Source organism: Carboxylicivirga longa, from assembly GCF_050589825.1.
GTDB classification, from domain to species: Bacteria; Bacteroidota; Bacteroidia; order Bacteroidales; family Marinilabiliaceae; genus Carboxylicivirga; species Carboxylicivirga longa.
Genome location: NZ_JBNGOZ010000011.1, coordinates 118517 through 133141, shown reverse-complemented (window position 1 = coordinate 133141; position 14625 = coordinate 118517). Strand labels below are relative to the sequence as shown.

General features: G+C 44.1%; 14 protein-coding genes. 11 read left to right on the top strand and 3 right to left on the bottom strand.

Annotated features, from left to right (window positions below):
- Positions 1 to 55: 55 nt before the first annotated feature.
- Positions 56 to 1288, top strand: a complete 1233-nt coding sequence (locus tag ACRD7A_RS11365; protein ID WP_430812155.1) for a PP2C family protein-serine/threonine phosphatase — start codon at positions 56 to 58, stop codon at positions 1286 to 1288.
- 126 nt (positions 1289 to 1414) lie between these two features.
- Here ACRD7A_RS11365 and tyrS read toward each other — a convergent pair whose 3' ends face one another.
- Entirely contained in the window at positions 1415 to 2707 is a 1293-nt protein-coding gene (gene tyrS, locus ACRD7A_RS11360) for a tyrosine--tRNA ligase (RefSeq protein WP_430812154.1), read from the bottom strand.
- A 316-nt stretch (positions 2708 to 3023) separates the two neighbouring features.
- Here tyrS and ACRD7A_RS11355 point away from each other — a divergent pair, with 316 nt between their 5' ends.
- Positions 3024 to 4466 (top strand): M20/M25/M40 family metallo-hydrolase, encoded by a 1443-nt coding sequence (locus ACRD7A_RS11355; protein WP_430812153.1) that lies wholly within the window; start codon positions 3024 to 3026, stop codon positions 4464 to 4466.
- An 83-nt stretch (positions 4467 to 4549) separates the two neighbouring features.
- On the top strand, positions 4550 to 5995 hold the full coding sequence (locus ACRD7A_RS11350; RefSeq protein WP_430812152.1) for an MFS transporter: 1446 nt from the start codon (positions 4550 to 4552) through the stop codon (positions 5993 to 5995).
- A gap of 135 nt (positions 5996 to 6130) precedes the next feature.
- Here ACRD7A_RS11350 and rbp read toward each other — a convergent pair whose 3' ends face one another.
- Positions 6131 to 6409: an RNA-binding regulator gene (rbp, locus tag ACRD7A_RS11345; RefSeq protein WP_430812151.1), complete on the bottom strand. Its 279-nt coding sequence runs from the start codon at positions 6407 to 6409 to the stop codon at positions 6131 to 6133.
- A gap of 400 nt (positions 6410 to 6809) precedes the next feature.
- Between rbp and ACRD7A_RS11340 the strand changes: the two genes are divergently transcribed.
- From ACRD7A_RS11340 to ACRD7A_RS11305, 8 genes are all read left to right on the top strand, one after another.
- Complete coding sequence (locus ACRD7A_RS11340; RefSeq protein ID WP_430812150.1) at positions 6810 to 7688, top strand: DMT family transporter; 879 nt, start codon at positions 6810 to 6812, stop codon at positions 7686 to 7688.
- A gap of 62 nt (positions 7689 to 7750) precedes the next feature.
- Positions 7751 to 8206, top strand: coding sequence for a GNAT family N-acetyltransferase (locus tag ACRD7A_RS11335; protein WP_430812149.1), 456 nt, complete (start codon positions 7751 to 7753; stop codon positions 8204 to 8206).
- A gap of 55 nt (positions 8207 to 8261) precedes the next feature.
- Positions 8262 to 8486 carry a hypothetical protein gene (locus ACRD7A_RS11330; protein WP_430812148.1) on the top strand — a complete coding sequence of 75 codons (225 nt, stop codon included), beginning with the start codon at positions 8262 to 8264 and terminating at the stop codon, positions 8484 to 8486.
- An 8-nt stretch (positions 8487 to 8494) separates the two neighbouring features.
- On the top strand, positions 8495 to 10060 hold the full coding sequence (locus tag ACRD7A_RS11325) for a sensor histidine kinase (RefSeq protein ID WP_430812147.1): 1566 nt from the start codon (positions 8495 to 8497) through the stop codon (positions 10058 to 10060).
- Positions 10057 to 10752: a response regulator transcription factor gene (locus tag ACRD7A_RS11320; RefSeq protein WP_430812146.1), complete on the top strand. Its 696-nt coding sequence runs from the start codon at positions 10057 to 10059 to the stop codon at positions 10750 to 10752. Before ACRD7A_RS11325 ends, ACRD7A_RS11320 begins: the two co-directional genes overlap by 4 nt.
- A gap of 355 nt (positions 10753 to 11107) precedes the next feature.
- Positions 11108 to 11473 carry a hypothetical protein gene (locus tag ACRD7A_RS11315; RefSeq protein WP_430812145.1) on the top strand — a complete coding sequence of 122 codons (366 nt, stop codon included), beginning with the start codon at positions 11108 to 11110 and terminating at the stop codon, positions 11471 to 11473.
- Between the two features lie 77 nt (positions 11474 to 11550).
- Positions 11551 to 12621 carry a beta galactosidase jelly roll domain-containing protein gene (locus tag ACRD7A_RS11310; RefSeq protein ID WP_430812144.1) on the top strand — a complete coding sequence of 357 codons (1071 nt, stop codon included), beginning with the start codon at positions 11551 to 11553 and terminating at the stop codon, positions 12619 to 12621.
- A gap of 1 nt (position 12622) precedes the next feature.
- A complete protein-coding gene (locus tag ACRD7A_RS11305; protein WP_430812143.1) occupies positions 12623 to 13648 on the top strand; it encodes a glycoside hydrolase family 2 protein in 1026 nt (341 codons plus the stop codon).
- A gap of 209 nt (positions 13649 to 13857) precedes the next feature.
- Here the strand turns inward: ACRD7A_RS11305 and ACRD7A_RS11300 are convergent, their stop codons facing one another.
- The gene (locus ACRD7A_RS11300; protein WP_430812142.1) at positions 13858 to 14604 is read right to left on the bottom strand and encodes a hypothetical protein; all 747 of its coding nucleotides are present in this window, start codon (positions 14602 to 14604) and stop codon (positions 13858 to 13860) included.
- Positions 14605 to 14625 lie beyond the last annotated feature (21 nt).

Here is a 14625-nt window from a genome sequence, read left to right as displayed (position 1 = left end):
GAAAGCTGCCTTTTGTAGTTTTTTTTAATACCTTAGTTGGAAAGAGTTAGTTTATATGGTTACGCAATTAAAAAAGAAACGCCTCCGCCTATACAAGGATCGATTAAACATCATCCTGGATATTGCGCAGACCATCAATCAGGACCACACGATAGAAGACTTAGTGTCGGAGTTTGAGATATTGCTTCGCGAGGAGTTGGAAGTAGGCAAGGTACTGGTTTATACCTATTCCAACGATACCTGGCAGAATTTACTGATATCCGGTGTAACCGAGGAGGAGGCAGCAGCCATCAACGTAGAAGATGATCTGTTGCAATACAAAACCATAGAAAGCATCACCGTGTCGCATCCGCCCAAACTCAAGGGTTTTGACGCCGTAATTCCGCTTTTTCATCGCTACCAGGCCATTGGCTACGTGCTAATTGGCGATATTGAGGAGGAACAACAGGGCATTAGTCCTACTATTAAGCACCTGAAGCTCATCCAGATTATCTCCAACCTGATCATCGTTTTTGTGGAAAATAAACGCATGCAGCAGGAGTTATTAGAGCAGGAGGTAATTAAGAAAGAGATGGAGCTTGCCTCTCGCATCCAAAATCAACTGGTACCCAATAAGCACCAGCTGCCCAAAACGTCAAAGCTGGATATTCATACCTATTACCAACCCCATATGGGCGTTGGAGGCGACTATTACGATGTGTTCCGCCTGTCGCGCAATACCATTGGCTTCTGCATCGCCGATGTGTCGGGGAAAGGCATCTCAGCAGCTATGTTAATGTCCAATTTTCAGGCTGTTATACGCTCACTCTTCTCATACAGCTGTAACTTAAAAAAGCTGATACACCAGCTTAATGCTCGCGTCAACGAAAGTGCCAACAGCGAGAAGTTTATCACACTCTTCATTGGCCGTTATAATCTGATAACTCGCCGACTAAGCTATGTTAATGCAGGTCATCTACCACCACTGCTGTACGATGCACGCAAGCAACAGTTGGTACATCTCGAAAAAGGCTGTATTGGTTTGGGTATGCTTGATTTTATTCCTTCCATAGAGCAGGGCAAGGTACACATCCCCAAGGGTTCTAAGCTACTGGCTTTTACCGATGGACTGGTTGAACTGGATGATGGACATCAGGTGGAGTCGGGTGCCGAAGAAGTAGAGGCTGTCATGAACAATGATCTACCACTGGAACAAAACCTCGTTGGCTTGCGGGCTATTATCGACCGCATTGAGACTGAAGGTGTAGCCTTCGATGACATCTCACTTATTGGTTTGGAATTCCACTAGAAGAATTAGCACAAGCGCAGAGCTAAGATTATTATCATTATAAAAATCACAAAAAAACCTTTTCCAAAGCTAAACACTCCGGAAAAGGTTATATACTATTGGGCAAGCACCCTTTGAAAAGCTTGCTTACTGAGCAATTAGCAAAAAGTAATTCTTCTTACCCTTTTGTACCAACAAGTATTTTCCATTCAACAGAGCATCGCTATTCACCATTATTTCGGCATCGACCACCTTTTCTTTGTTGATGCTTAAGCCACCCCCCTTAATAGTACGTCGCAACTCCCCTTTCGATGGAAAAACATCGGCCTCACCAGCCAGCAGATCCACTATATTAACACCTGCATTAAACAAGGCCTTGTCCACAATAAACTGTGGCACGCCTTCAAATACAGCCAATAAAGTCTGCTCATCGATCTTGCGCAAAGCTTCGGTAGTTGCTTTGCCAAATAAAATTTGTGAGGCTTCCACAGCCGACTCGTAGGCATCACGGCCATGCACCATCACGGTCACCTCTTCAGCCAAACGCTTCTGCATAGGACGCAAGTGAGGTGCCTCAGCTTGTTCCTTTGCCAATGCCTCTACTTCCTCACGCGTTAGCATGGTAAATATCTTAATATATTTTTCTGCATCCTCATCCGAGGTATTCATCCAAAACTGATAAAAATGATATGGGCTTGTCTTTTTAGCATCGAGCCAAACATTACCGCTCTCTGTTTTTCCAAACTTACCTCCGTCGGCCTTGGTTATTAATGGACAAGTTAAGGCAAAGGCCTCCCCCCGCTCTTTGCGACGAATCAGCTCTGTACCGGTGGTGATATTGCCCCACTGATCAGAACCGCCCATCTGTAGCTTACAGTTCTTCTCTTTATAAAGATGAAGAAAATCGTAGCCTTGTACCAACTGATAGGTAAACTCGGTAAATGACAATCCGGTGCGTGACTCCTCTCCCAGGCGTTTCTTAACTGAATCCTTGGCCATCATATAGTTAACTGTGATGTGTTTACCAATATCCCGAATGAATTCAAGGAAGGAAAAGTCCTTCATCCAATCATAGTTATTCACCATCTCGGCACCATTGGGCAAGGACGAGTCAAAATCCAGGAACAAAGCCAGCTGCTCTTTCAGACAGGCCTGATTATGACGCAACGATTCTTCGTCAAGCAAGTTACGCTCCTGCGACTTCATGGAAGGGTCACCAATCATACCGGTAGCACCACCTACCAATACATACGGCTTATGCCCACAAGCCTGAAAGTGTTTCAACATCATCACACCCACCAAATGACCAATATGCAATGAATCAGCCGTTGGATCGATACCCACATACGCCGATGTCAGTTCTTTCTTAAGTTGCTCTTCTGTACCCGGCATAACATCGTGTATCATGCCACGCCACTTTAGTTCTTCTACAAAATTCATGGTAAGTGCTTTATTTATTGCCTGTAAAGGCACAATTATACAGTTAAAAAATAATGAAAGCCAAAGATAATAAAACCGCTATTCATTTGTGTATGTGCCTCCATGTAAAAAACGTTACTTAATATTAAATCACACAACATACCTTTAATAGTTGGCAGAACAGCACTAAAAAGGTTCTTCGTTCCCCTTTTCACACATTTACTTTTAAAGTGCTCAGGCACCAAAAACTAAGATAAGCACAGGTTTCAAAAGCCTACAACGTCTAAAAAATAGTATCTTTAAGCGTAAAGCATTGACATATGATACCCGATTGAACATGAGAATCACTTTCTTCATCCTACTATATCTGAGCAGCCTGCTTGCCTCAGCACAAAGCTCTTTTAACAGTAACTACCTGGATGCAATAAGCACACAAAGCCTGCGCCAACATGTTTACACACTTGCGGCCGATTCTATGCAAGGGAGAGGCACTGCTACAGCCGGCGAGCACAAGGCAGCCCAATACATCATCAATCATTTTAAGGCACAAGGGCTACACCCCCTGAAAGACACCACTTATCTGCAAGATATAGGCTTATGGTCTCAGCAATGGGGTGAAATCAATGTGCAGATTAACAAAACTCCCCTCATTCACTTTCAGGATTTCGTATACCTGGGAACGAACCCTATTGAACCCCGGCAATACAGCAAGGCCATTTTTATTGGCCGGGGCGATGCCGCCTCACTGGATCGACTGGAGCTGAAAGGGAAGGTTGCAGTGGCCTTGGCAGATAACTTAAACAATTGGTATCAGCTGGCCAATCGTTTAAAGCAGCGAGATGCCCTTGCCCTGTTTATGGTGCCTGCTAAGGATACTTCTGCTTTTGATAAATTGTCGGACTTGATTGCCACACGACATCAGCGTCAATTGCTATTGAAGGACAAACCACAATTAAGCAATCGTTTCATCCATGCCTTTGCCCTGAAACAATCAACAGCCACCTCTATTTTTAATTGCTCCTTCGAGGAACTGAAGGCCTTGAGCGGACGTCAACTGCGCAGACTGCCACAGCCCACGGTATCGCTGCACGGCCCCGTTCATATCCAAAGAGCAAAAGCCTACAATGTAGCTGCGATATTGCCCGCCAATAATTCAACAAAAGATGCCCTGGTGATTAGTGCACACTACGATCATATGGGCGAACGACACAACCGCCTTTATGCAGGCGCTGATGACAACGCCAGTGGCACAGCAGCCATGTTAGAGCTGGCTCATGCCTTTGTGCCACTCAGAGATAAGCTGGACAAAAATCTGATTTTTCTGGCTACTTCGGGGGAGGAAAAAGGGTTGTTAGGTGCTCTTTATTTTGCCAACCACCCACAGGAGCATGACTTTAACATTAAAGCCAATATCAATATTGACATGGTGGGTCGCATTGACTCTGCCCATAAATCCAACTATATCTACACCATTGGTAACCAGCATTACCCGGAGTTTGATACCCTGGTGCAGGCCGCCAATAAGCTTACTGAAACACTGAGCATACAAAACAATTATAATGAACCTCAGCCCTACGGTAACTTCATCCGCCTATCGGACCACTATGCTTTTCATCGGCTGAACATACCGGTGCTGGCTTTCTTCAGTGGATTACATGCCGATTACCACAAGCCGGGTGATACCCCCGAAAAAATTAACTACACCGCCTTGAGTCAGCGTGTTAAACTCATCTTTATTACTACTTACCTGGCCACTAAAAAGACCGCATTTAACCAATAAGATGACTAAAGGCATTTGGTTTATGCACTAAAGAAACTATTTTAGCCGTTTCTTGAAACGTATAAACAAACTAGAACAGCTATATGTCGAGCATTACACGAACATTTAAAAAATTCCCACGCGTATTTTGGGTGGCTAACATTATTGAACTTTTCGAGCGCTTTGCCTGGTACGGGTTTTTCATGCTTTTTGCCAATTACCTAACCAGCTCCATCGATGTGGGCGGCCTTGAACTGTCGCAGGCACAAAAAGGTATTATCATGGGTGTGGGTACCGGTATCCTTTACTTTCTGCCCGTTATTACCGGCTCCATAGCCGACCGATTTGGCTATAAACGCGTACTCTTTATCGCCTTTATTATTTACACCTCGGCATTTATCCTCATGCCTCTATTCAAATCGTTCATCGGTGTATTTCTTATTTACCTGTACCTGGCTTTGGGGGCAGCCCTGTTTAAGCCTATCATTTCTGCAACGGTAGCCAAGTCCACTAACGACGAAACAGCCTCTATCGGTTTTGGCATCTTTTATATGATGGTGAACCTCGGTGCCTTCTTTGGACCGCTGGTAACTCTGTTGTTTAAAGACTCATCCTACACCCTGGTATATTATATTGCCGCCGGCATTATCGCTATCAACTTTTTTCTGCTGCTATTTTATAAAGAGCCCGAGCGTGAGACTTCAAACGATACATTGGGTGCCTCTATCAGCAAGATATTCACCAATATTTTTGAGGTGATGGCCAATGGTAAATTCGTTCTCTTCTTGCTGATTGTAGCGGGTTTCTGGACCATGTATAACCAATTATTCTTTACCCTGCCTGTATTTATCATGCAGTGGGTCGATACCTCTTCGGTCTATAACTTTTTTAGTGCCAACATGCCTTTCTTCAGCGAGAACTATGGCACGGCAACGGGGCAGATGCAGGCCGAGTTCATCGTTAACTTCGATGCCATGTACATCATCTTGTTTCAGGTTATCGTATCGAGCATTGTAATGAAATGGCGTCCTTTGCGCTCTATGATGGTTGGATTTTTGGTGTGTGCCATTGGTATGGCCTTGACTTTGACTACGCAAAACGTGCTTTTTACCCTGGTAGCCATTTACATTTTTGCCATCGGCGAAATGGCCGGTTCGCCAAAGATTACCGAATACATTGGCCGCATTGCGCCACCGGAGAAAAAAGCACTGTACATGGGCTATTCATTTATCCCTGTATTTTTAGGTAATGTATTTGCAGGTATCATCTCTGGTAATGTTTATGAGTGGATGTCGGACAAAACCACTTTTGTAAAGCAGGAAGTAGCGGCCCGGGGACTGAGCATTGATGAGGGGCTGACACAAAACGAATATTTTGAACAAGCGGCTACGGCCATGAATATGAACAGCAATGAACTGACCAACTACTTGTGGGACACCTATAACCCGGCATCCATCTGGACGGTTATTCTCATTATTGGTTTGGCTGCTGTAGTAGCATTATTCTTTTACGACAAGCACCTTAGTAAAACAGAAGGTACCAACAACTAAGAAATGGATATTACTATTGCCTGAGTTTGATGTGAATTTTTAAACTCAGGCAATCAAACATTAATTCGCAAAAAAGCCCGTGCAACAAGTGCACGGGCTTTTTTGTCATATCTTAGGTTATTCTGCGCTATATTACTAGAAGCGACGACGGTTACCGCCCTGGCGACCTCCTTCTTTAGGACGCGCTTCTTTAATATTGATGATCTTTCCATCATACTCGGCACGATCCAATTCATGAATGGCCTTTTTAGCTGCCGCATCGTCGGGCATCTCCACAAAACCAAAACCACGTGACTTGCGGGTTTCGCGATCTTTGATAACTTTAGCGGAAGTTACCTGTCCGTATTCTTCAAAAAGTTCTTTCAAATCCTCATCCCAGATGTTATCTGTCAGACCTGCAATAAAAATATTCATGCTATAACACTTATAAAATTAGACGATGGCACTTCGTGTGCCAATATTACTTATTTAAAAAGAAGAGAATTGAAGATGTGAACTGCAGCAGGCTTCGGAGGAAGTGACGTGAAGCGGCTATCATTCAGGAAATTATCAAAAATCGGCCTTTTAAAATATGCCACAAAGGTAAACAAATAATTATCAGTTTAATAACAATGTACCCTAAAGAGTGTTAATTAATAACGCTTCTATTTAATTGTATTTTACGGCATTAAACACCGTCTCCTGAGTAAACAGGATCGAATCATTGACAAGTAAAGCTAAGTGACTATTCACCCTAAGCCTTTATAAGCATCTAATAAACAGGTATTATTAGGCTGTAACAATAATCGGCTTATCTTTGCGCAAATTTAAAATCATGTGCAGCTCATCATCACTTGTACGCCCCTATCTGGCTTTGTTTACAGGCCTTATCATCATTGGCTTTTCGGCCATCCTTATTAAGTCGGCTGAAGCCCCCGGCATGGTAACCGCCTTTTACAGGGTTGCTGTGGCCTCACTGGTATTAATCACTCCCCTGTTAAGCAAGTGGCGCCTGCTTATAAAACTCCCCCTAAAAGCACTACTAATGCCCATATTGGGTGGCGTAGCTTTTGGTATCGACATGGCCTTGTGGTCGTGGGGCATTGAACTGAGCAATGCCACCATTCCTACCTTAATCGCGAATCTGGCTCCTGTATGGGTCGGCCTCGGCGCTGTATTTATCTTTAAAGAAAGGCAATCCAAGGGCTTTTGGCTGGGACTATTCGTTACCATAACAGGCATGTTTATGATGGCCGCACGTAGCTGGTATGTTAAAGATGGCTTAATTGCCGGAATAGGTCTCAGCATTGTAGCAGGCATCTTCTATGGCATCTATCATCTATTTACCCAGCAAGGGCGCTCCTATATGAACACTCTGCTTTATCTTTCCTTAAGCACAATTGCGGCTGCTTTTACAACCGGATGGGCCGTTTTATTAAGTCCTCATTCATTTACCGGATACAGTGACACCACCTGGATTATCTGGCTGGTTTATGGCATCGGGGTGCATGTGGGTGGGTGGACACTCATTAACTACTCGCAGGGACACCTGAAAGCCACCACGGTATCGCCCACCCTGCTCGGACAGCCTGTAGTAACCGCCATTGCGGCATTTTTCATTCTGGGCGAATTACTTAGCGCGTGGCAAATTGCAGGCGGTGTTGTGGTGATCGGGGGTATCTATTTAGTGAACATAGCAAGGCTAAGAAAGTAAGAATTTGCACAAGTACTGAAAAGATTTTATTTTCAATATTCGTTAAACTACCATGCATACAAATGGAACTTAAAATCATATCGTTCAACAACTTAAAATTAAAGGAATTATACCAGTCACTTCAACTGCGTGCCGAAATATTTGTCGTTGAACAAGACTGTGTTTACAATGATTTGGATGGCAACGATGAATATGCGCACCACCTACTGCTTATCGATAATGACACAATAATTGCTTATGCAAGAATACTGCCCCCCGGCAGCCGCTTTAAAGAAGCTTCCATTGGACGCTTAGTGGTAGATAAAGATTATCGCTTTAAAGGCTTGGCGCGCCAGGTAATGCAAAAAGCAGCCAGCTGGATTTTTTCTCAATGGAAAGTTCCTTGTATACAAATCAGTGCCCAGAAATACTTAAAAGCATTCTATGTCAGCCTGGGCTATAAAATCATCTCAGACGAATACCTCGAAGATGGCATTCCGCATCTGAAGATGGAGTTACAGGCCAATACGGCGGTGTAAGACCATTTATCCGGTTCCGCCCTTTCTTAATTTTTCCTATATTTAGGATCAATAAATGAAAGATCAAAAAGCCATACTACACAAATGCTTACGCAACGACTGGCCGGCCTTTGTTATTGCGGGCACCGATGTATGCGCCGTGGAAGCCATGGAGGCCTATCTGCAAATTGCCAAAGCGAAGGGTTGCAACACTGCCTTTCTCGATGATATGAAGCTGGTGATTGATGAGATGCGACAGTTTCAGCAGGAAGAACCCGAACTGATTAAAATACCGGATTAAAAAAAGGCATGAAAAAGCATCGCCTCATATTAAAACCCTGGTTCATTGTTGGGTGCCTTTTAATCATTCCAACAACCCTGTTTACAGGTATTCAGCTACTCACCCTGAATGATCAGGAAGAAGCCATTGAATCGATCTACACCAAACAGTTGGAATCCGTTCTCTTCTCCATCAATCAATACACCGATGATATAAGCAATAACTGGATTAATAAGCTCTACAAAGAACTGGAGCCGGCCTCTTATGAAAATACCTACGAGAAAGATCTGCCGGCCTTCCCACAGGTGCAGATGTTTATTATGCACCCCCTCGCCGATGATACTTTAAACCTTAATCATTTTCATATTGCCAACGATAGCCTGCAAAATGAAATAATTACACAGCTAAGGAAGTATGAGAGCGAAATAAGTCAATTGAAAGAATACCTAAAAAGCGGATACCGCAAAATAATCGGCATTGACCTGGAATACCAGCAGCATCTGAGTATGCTGACTTTCGTATCGCGTAATAACGACCGCTTCTTTCTAAATATCCTACTAGTTGATGCACAAAAATTTATCAGCGAAGCATTATCACCTCGACTACAGATGGTAGCCGGCGAAAACCTGATTATTGTGGTACGACACGCCAAAACCAATCAACTAATTGCCAGTAGCCTGCTTAATGAGGCGCCCGAGGATGTGATTAAAGAACAAGCCATTTGGCTACTGCCTGATTATAAACTGGGTATCCTGCCGCGTGGCATCAGCATTGCCGACCTGGCCCGCAAACGTGCTGCCCAAAACATTGCACTGCTTATACTAGTGGATGTATTGCTGATTATTGGTGCCTGGCTGTTTTACCGTAATGTTAAACGCGAGTTACATCTGGCGAAAGTGAAATCCGATTTTGTATCCAATGTATCGCACGAAATACGCACCCCACTGGCACTCATCAGCATGTACGCAGAGACGCTTCAGATGGGACGCCTCAAAGGCGAAGATAAAAGGCAGCGTTACTATGATATCATTTACGGGGAGACGCAGCGCCTGTCTGGAATTGTAAATAATATCCTTAACTTTTCCCGCATCGAAAGCGGACGACAAAAGCTACATTTCGTACCCCTATCACTCAACGCCGTTGTAGCAGAGGTATTGCGCAACTACCGCCACCACCTGAAAGAGAAAGGTTTCACCCTTAAGCTGCAACAAAACGAACAATTGACGCCCATAATGGCCGATCGACAGGCGATGAGCGAATGCCTTATTAATCTCATCGATAACGCTATTAAATACAGCAAAGACAAAAAAACACTTGCCATCACCACCGGGCTGAAAAACCAATACCAGTTTGTGGAGATTAAAGATGAAGGGCTGGGCATTGCACCCAATGAGCAAAAACATATTTTTCAGAAATTCTATCGTGTAACAAAGGGAGCGCTGGCACACCATGCCAAAGGATCGGGGCTGGGATTGAGCATTGTGATGCATCTGATGAAAGAACACAAGGGAAAGATTGAGCTGGAGAGTGAAGAAGGGCATGGCAGCTGTTTTCGCTTACTTTTTCCCATCCATAAGCCAAACAATCTATCATGACGAAACGAATCTTAATCATCGAAGACGAGCCGGATATGCAAACGGGTATTAAAGACAACCTGGAGTTTGAGGGCTACGAAGTTGAAACGGCCGGTGATGGCAAAACGGGGCTTCAGAAAATACTGACGGGCAACTTCGATCTGGTGCTGCTGGACGTGATGCTTCCCCTAATGAGTGGCTTTGAGGTGTGCAAAAAAGCACGACACGAGAACAGCCCTACACCCATCATTTTTTTAAGTGCCAAAGGGGAAGAAATTGACAAGGTAATAGGCCTTGAATCGGGTGGCGACGACTATCTGACCAAACCCTTTAGCCTACGTGAGTTACTGGCTAGGGTAAAAGCCGTTTTACGACGCACCCAATCCACCCCGTCAGGAAGCAGCAAGGGACACACCACCATTGGCCGTCTTACCGTTGATTTTAACACCTACACGGCAAGCATTGATGGAGATGCCGTGAAAATGACCAGCAAAGAGTTTGAGATACTACAATACCTGCTGCGACACAAAAATGCCACCATCAGTCGCGATAGCCTGCTGGACAATGTATGGGGATATGACTTTCAGCCAACACAGCGCACAATCGATAACTTTATCCTCAAGCTGCGCCAGAAGATTGAAGATAACCCCAACGAGCCGGAGATAATCATTACCGTGCACGGAATGGGGTATCGATTGGTGAGCTACTATTAAAAGGAGGATGTCTTCTAAATGTGAAGAAGTTGAAAAACCGGGGAATTGAGAAACTGAAAATTTGAGAAATTGAGGAATTGTAGAAACGAAAAATAGATAAACTAAGGGTTGGTTGTCAATGACAAAATTGGAGAATAGTTTTTCAATTCATCAGCTTTCCATTTTACCACTTGCCCGATTCTCCAATTCCACGGTTAACAAGTTCACCAACTCACCAACTCACCTATCCACCGGTTCCCATGACATTTTAATGACAATTGGTGACAAGAGATGACAGTACTTTGACATTGCGGTGTTAGCCCTCTTATACATTTGCTTTTGTAAGTTATTTGATAACCCCAAAAAACAAAGCATTATGAAAGCAAGAATTTTTTTCGCCACAATGGTACTTATGCTTGGAGTAAGTACAGCAGTATGTGCAAGCACCGCTGAAAAAGCAGCCTTTAAAAAATGCTGTAGGCAACTGAATAAGGAAATAAGAAAGACCCTTGAAGGACCTAACTTCGAATACCTGAAACCCGATTGTGAGGAAACCGTAATTGTTAAGTTCGTTGTTGATGAAAACAATAAATTAATATTTCACAAGATCAGCGGGCAGAACGAAAAACTAATCAATTACGTTGAATCAACACTGAGCAACATGGATATACAAACCATCAATTCATCGTTGCAAGGTAAAATGCTACGCTTCCCAATTCAATTCAGGTACCGTAGTCATTAGCATTACACGAAATTAACACAAAAGGCTTTTTTGGCAATACCCCCAATAATCAGTATTTTTAATCACCAGATATAATTATGCTTACCTACACACTAAGATACCTCATTATCGCCACCACTGCGCTGTGCTTGAATACCGGGTCCTTATATGGCCAGATACTTCAGGAGGAACAAGCCCTGGAAGGACTGTGGAAGTTCTCGGTGGGTGATAATGAGGAGTGGAAAAACCGCCACTTCGACGATAGCAACTGGGAAAGCATACGTGTTCCGGCAGCATGGCAAACACAAGGTTACGAGGGATACAACGGATTTGCCTGGTACCGCAAAACAATACGTCTCGATGTACTTCCCCAATACGATATGGTGATTACCCTGGGGCGCATTGACGATGCCGATGAAGTGTATATCAACGGCCGCTTCGTAGGGAAAACAGGCGGCTTACCCCCCAACATCAAAACCGCCTATGATAAAGAGCGCAGGTATACCATACCCCGTAGCTATTGGCAAAAAGGACACAATGTAATTGCCATACGTGTTTACGACTACTACCTGGAAGGTGGCATCGTCAGCGGCCCGGTTAAGCTGTATAGTGACATTACCAGCCAACTGCTTTCACTCGATCTTTCAGGCACCTGGAAATTTGCCGTTCATAATCAAAGCAGAGCAGAAGAGGGTGATTATGATGATCGCTCCTGGAGTAATATCCAGGTACCGGGCTTTTGGGAGGGACAGGGATGGGATGGCTATGACGGTACAGCCTGGTACCGTAAAACCTTTGTACTACCGGACAGGCTGGCGAATGAAAAACTGATTTTACTACTTGGTAAAATTGATGATGAGGATAAAACATGGATAAACGGCGTAGGTATTGGCGGAGTATCGCCCCATAAACTACGCTCATCGCTGGCACGTGGACTAGAGGGGACCTATGAGAGTTATACTACACTGCGTGCTTACAAAATACCTCCAAACCTGCTGCGGAGTGGTTCAAACACCATTGCCATCCGTGTGACTGATACAGGTATTGATGGCGGCATCTACCAAGGCCCCATTGGTATAATGACCGAAAAACAATACGCGCAATTTGAGGAAAACGTGCATAAGGAGCCAGACTTTTGGCAACAACTAAGGAACTGGTTAAATGAATAAAATGGCAGCATTAGGCCGATATATGATGATCGTATTATGGCTGACCGGCATCAGTGCTGTTGGCCAGAACCTGAGTGACTACATTTCGCTCAACGGGCTTTGGTATTTCTCCATTGGCGATGCTGCTGACCGAGCCGCCTACGATTACAACCATAGCAGTTGGGAGCAAGTACGCGTGCCCAACAGCTGGGAGCAACAGGGTTTTAATGGTTACGATGGCTATGCATGGTACCGCAAAGCCTTCACACTGCCCTCTGATGCCCATCAACACAGCCTGTGGCTCGACCTGGGCTACATTGATGATGTGGATGAAGTCTATCTTAACGGGGAACGCATTAATGGATCTGGACAATTTCCTCCCGACTTTAAAACTGCCTATAATGCCCATCGTCTCTATCAATTGCCAAATCAACTGATCAAGCCGGGCAACACAAACATTATTGCTGTACGCGTTTTTGATGCATACAACGAGGGTGGAATAGTTAGCGGCAATATTAGAATACGCTCCGAAATAAATCCGCTGATAATGGATTATGGGCTCGAGGGATACTGGAAATTTAAAACCGGCGACAAACCCTATTACAAAGCGGTGGAATACAACGATAGCACCTGGGATAAGATATGGGTGCCCCGCCCCTGGGAAGATCAGGGCTATGCACGTTACGATGGCATGGCATGGTACCGCCTAACCATTAAATTGCCCGAGCATTTAAAAAACACGAAGCTGGTGTTGGTATTGGGTAAGATCGATGATGTGGATGAAGTATTTGTCAATGGTCAGCTTATTGGCCAAACGGGTGAAATCAATAACAGCCATTTCACTTTATATGGAGAAGCCTGGCGGACACAACGCGGCTACTACCTACCCACCGAACTCTACCAAAGCTCAGAAAGTATTACCATTGCAGTGCGCGTGCAGGATCGTGTGCAAAGTGGCGGTATTTACCAAGGACCTGTGGGCATCATCACCATGGATAAATACATTGACTACTGGAACAAAAAGCGATACCATAACAAAGATCATTAATAGACGCTAATTGCACCCGTTGGCTCACCTTATAGTTTGCACCCTGCGGTTTTGCCGCCATTCACCTAAGCTGGACAAGCCAAAAGTACAGAGTACCATGAACATTGCATAGTGGTAAGCTATCACCATGCCCTACATACTAAAAAGGCACTCCGAGATTTTTCCCAGAGCGCCTTTTTGATTGTATTAAGTGATTCAGATACTATGTCCTACTCATCGTCATTGTCATCATCATCATCGCCTTCTTCTTCCATATCCAGGCAGTTTTCAACAGCCTCTTCGAACTGATCAAGAATGTCTTTGTTATGATCTTTATTAATCAGGATAACACCATCAACTAGCTCAACATTTGTAAAATCAATAGCTTTTACCAAATCAATAAGCTGCGTTAGATACAACTCAATAAATAAGCGCGAATCGGCTCCTTCAAGGGAATAACCATTAGGAAATTCAAGTTCAAGTTCAACCTCTTCGTCACTAACAATAGAGAAAGGAGTACCGTCATAAGTACCAGAAGCAATCAGTGTGTTACCGGCCATCGCAGCAGGCTCTTCCTTATCGTAAGGCTCAAAGTCAAACTCGATTTCTTCGTATACTGCATTGGGCACGTTAGCAGCGGCCAGGTCAATACCTGTCTCGGCATCGGGTGATAAGATGTCAACCAGGAAAGGACCTTCGAAATCAATATCGCTATAGATAGAGTCACCACCGGGGATAACATCTTCCATATCGTCGTTTACATCAAACTCTATTTCGCCAATGCTCATCATAAATACTTCCAACTGAAATGGATCTTCAGCAGACTCACCAGCAGCCTTTAAACCCGGGCTTGATGTTTTAACAGTTTTTACAGCTACTTTCACTTTACTTGTGGCAGCATTGTTATCATCATCATTACAGCTTGCCAATACCACAACACTAAGGGCTAATAGAAATAGGTTCTTAAATAAATTCATGATCGTTAAATTATTTGTTAT

Coding starts and splice junctions, on each gene's coding strand:
- ACRD7A_RS11365 (WP_430812155.1), top strand. CDS start 56: ATGGTTACGCAATTAAAAAAGAAACGCCTCCGCCTATACAAGGATCGA.
- tyrS (WP_430812154.1), bottom strand. CDS start 2,707: ATGAATTTTGTAGAAGAACTAAAGTGGCGTGGCATGATACACGATGTT.
- ACRD7A_RS11355 (WP_430812153.1), top strand. CDS start 3,024: ATGAGAATCACTTTCTTCATCCTACTATATCTGAGCAGCCTGCTTGCC.
- ACRD7A_RS11350 (WP_430812152.1), top strand. CDS start 4,550: ATGTCGAGCATTACACGAACATTTAAAAAATTCCCACGCGTATTTTGG.
- rbp (WP_430812151.1), bottom strand. CDS start 6,409: ATGAATATTTTTATTGCAGGTCTGACAGATAACATCTGGGATGAGGAT.
- ACRD7A_RS11340 (WP_430812150.1), top strand. CDS start 6,810: ATGTGCAGCTCATCATCACTTGTACGCCCCTATCTGGCTTTGTTTACA.
- ACRD7A_RS11335 (WP_430812149.1), top strand. CDS start 7,751: ATGGAACTTAAAATCATATCGTTCAACAACTTAAAATTAAAGGAATTA.
- ACRD7A_RS11330 (WP_430812148.1), top strand. CDS start 8,262: ATGAAAGATCAAAAAGCCATACTACACAAATGCTTACGCAACGACTGG.
- ACRD7A_RS11325 (WP_430812147.1), top strand. CDS start 8,495: ATGAAAAAGCATCGCCTCATATTAAAACCCTGGTTCATTGTTGGGTGC.
- ACRD7A_RS11320 (WP_430812146.1), top strand. CDS start 10,057: ATGACGAAACGAATCTTAATCATCGAAGACGAGCCGGATATGCAAACG.
- ACRD7A_RS11315 (WP_430812145.1), top strand. CDS start 11,108: ATGAAAGCAAGAATTTTTTTCGCCACAATGGTACTTATGCTTGGAGTA.
- ACRD7A_RS11310 (WP_430812144.1), top strand. CDS start 11,551: ATGCTTACCTACACACTAAGATACCTCATTATCGCCACCACTGCGCTG.
- ACRD7A_RS11305 (WP_430812143.1), top strand. CDS start 12,623: ATGGCAGCATTAGGCCGATATATGATGATCGTATTATGGCTGACCGGC.
- ACRD7A_RS11300 (WP_430812142.1), bottom strand. CDS start 14,604: ATGAATTTATTTAAGAACCTATTTCTATTAGCCCTTAGTGTTGTGGTA.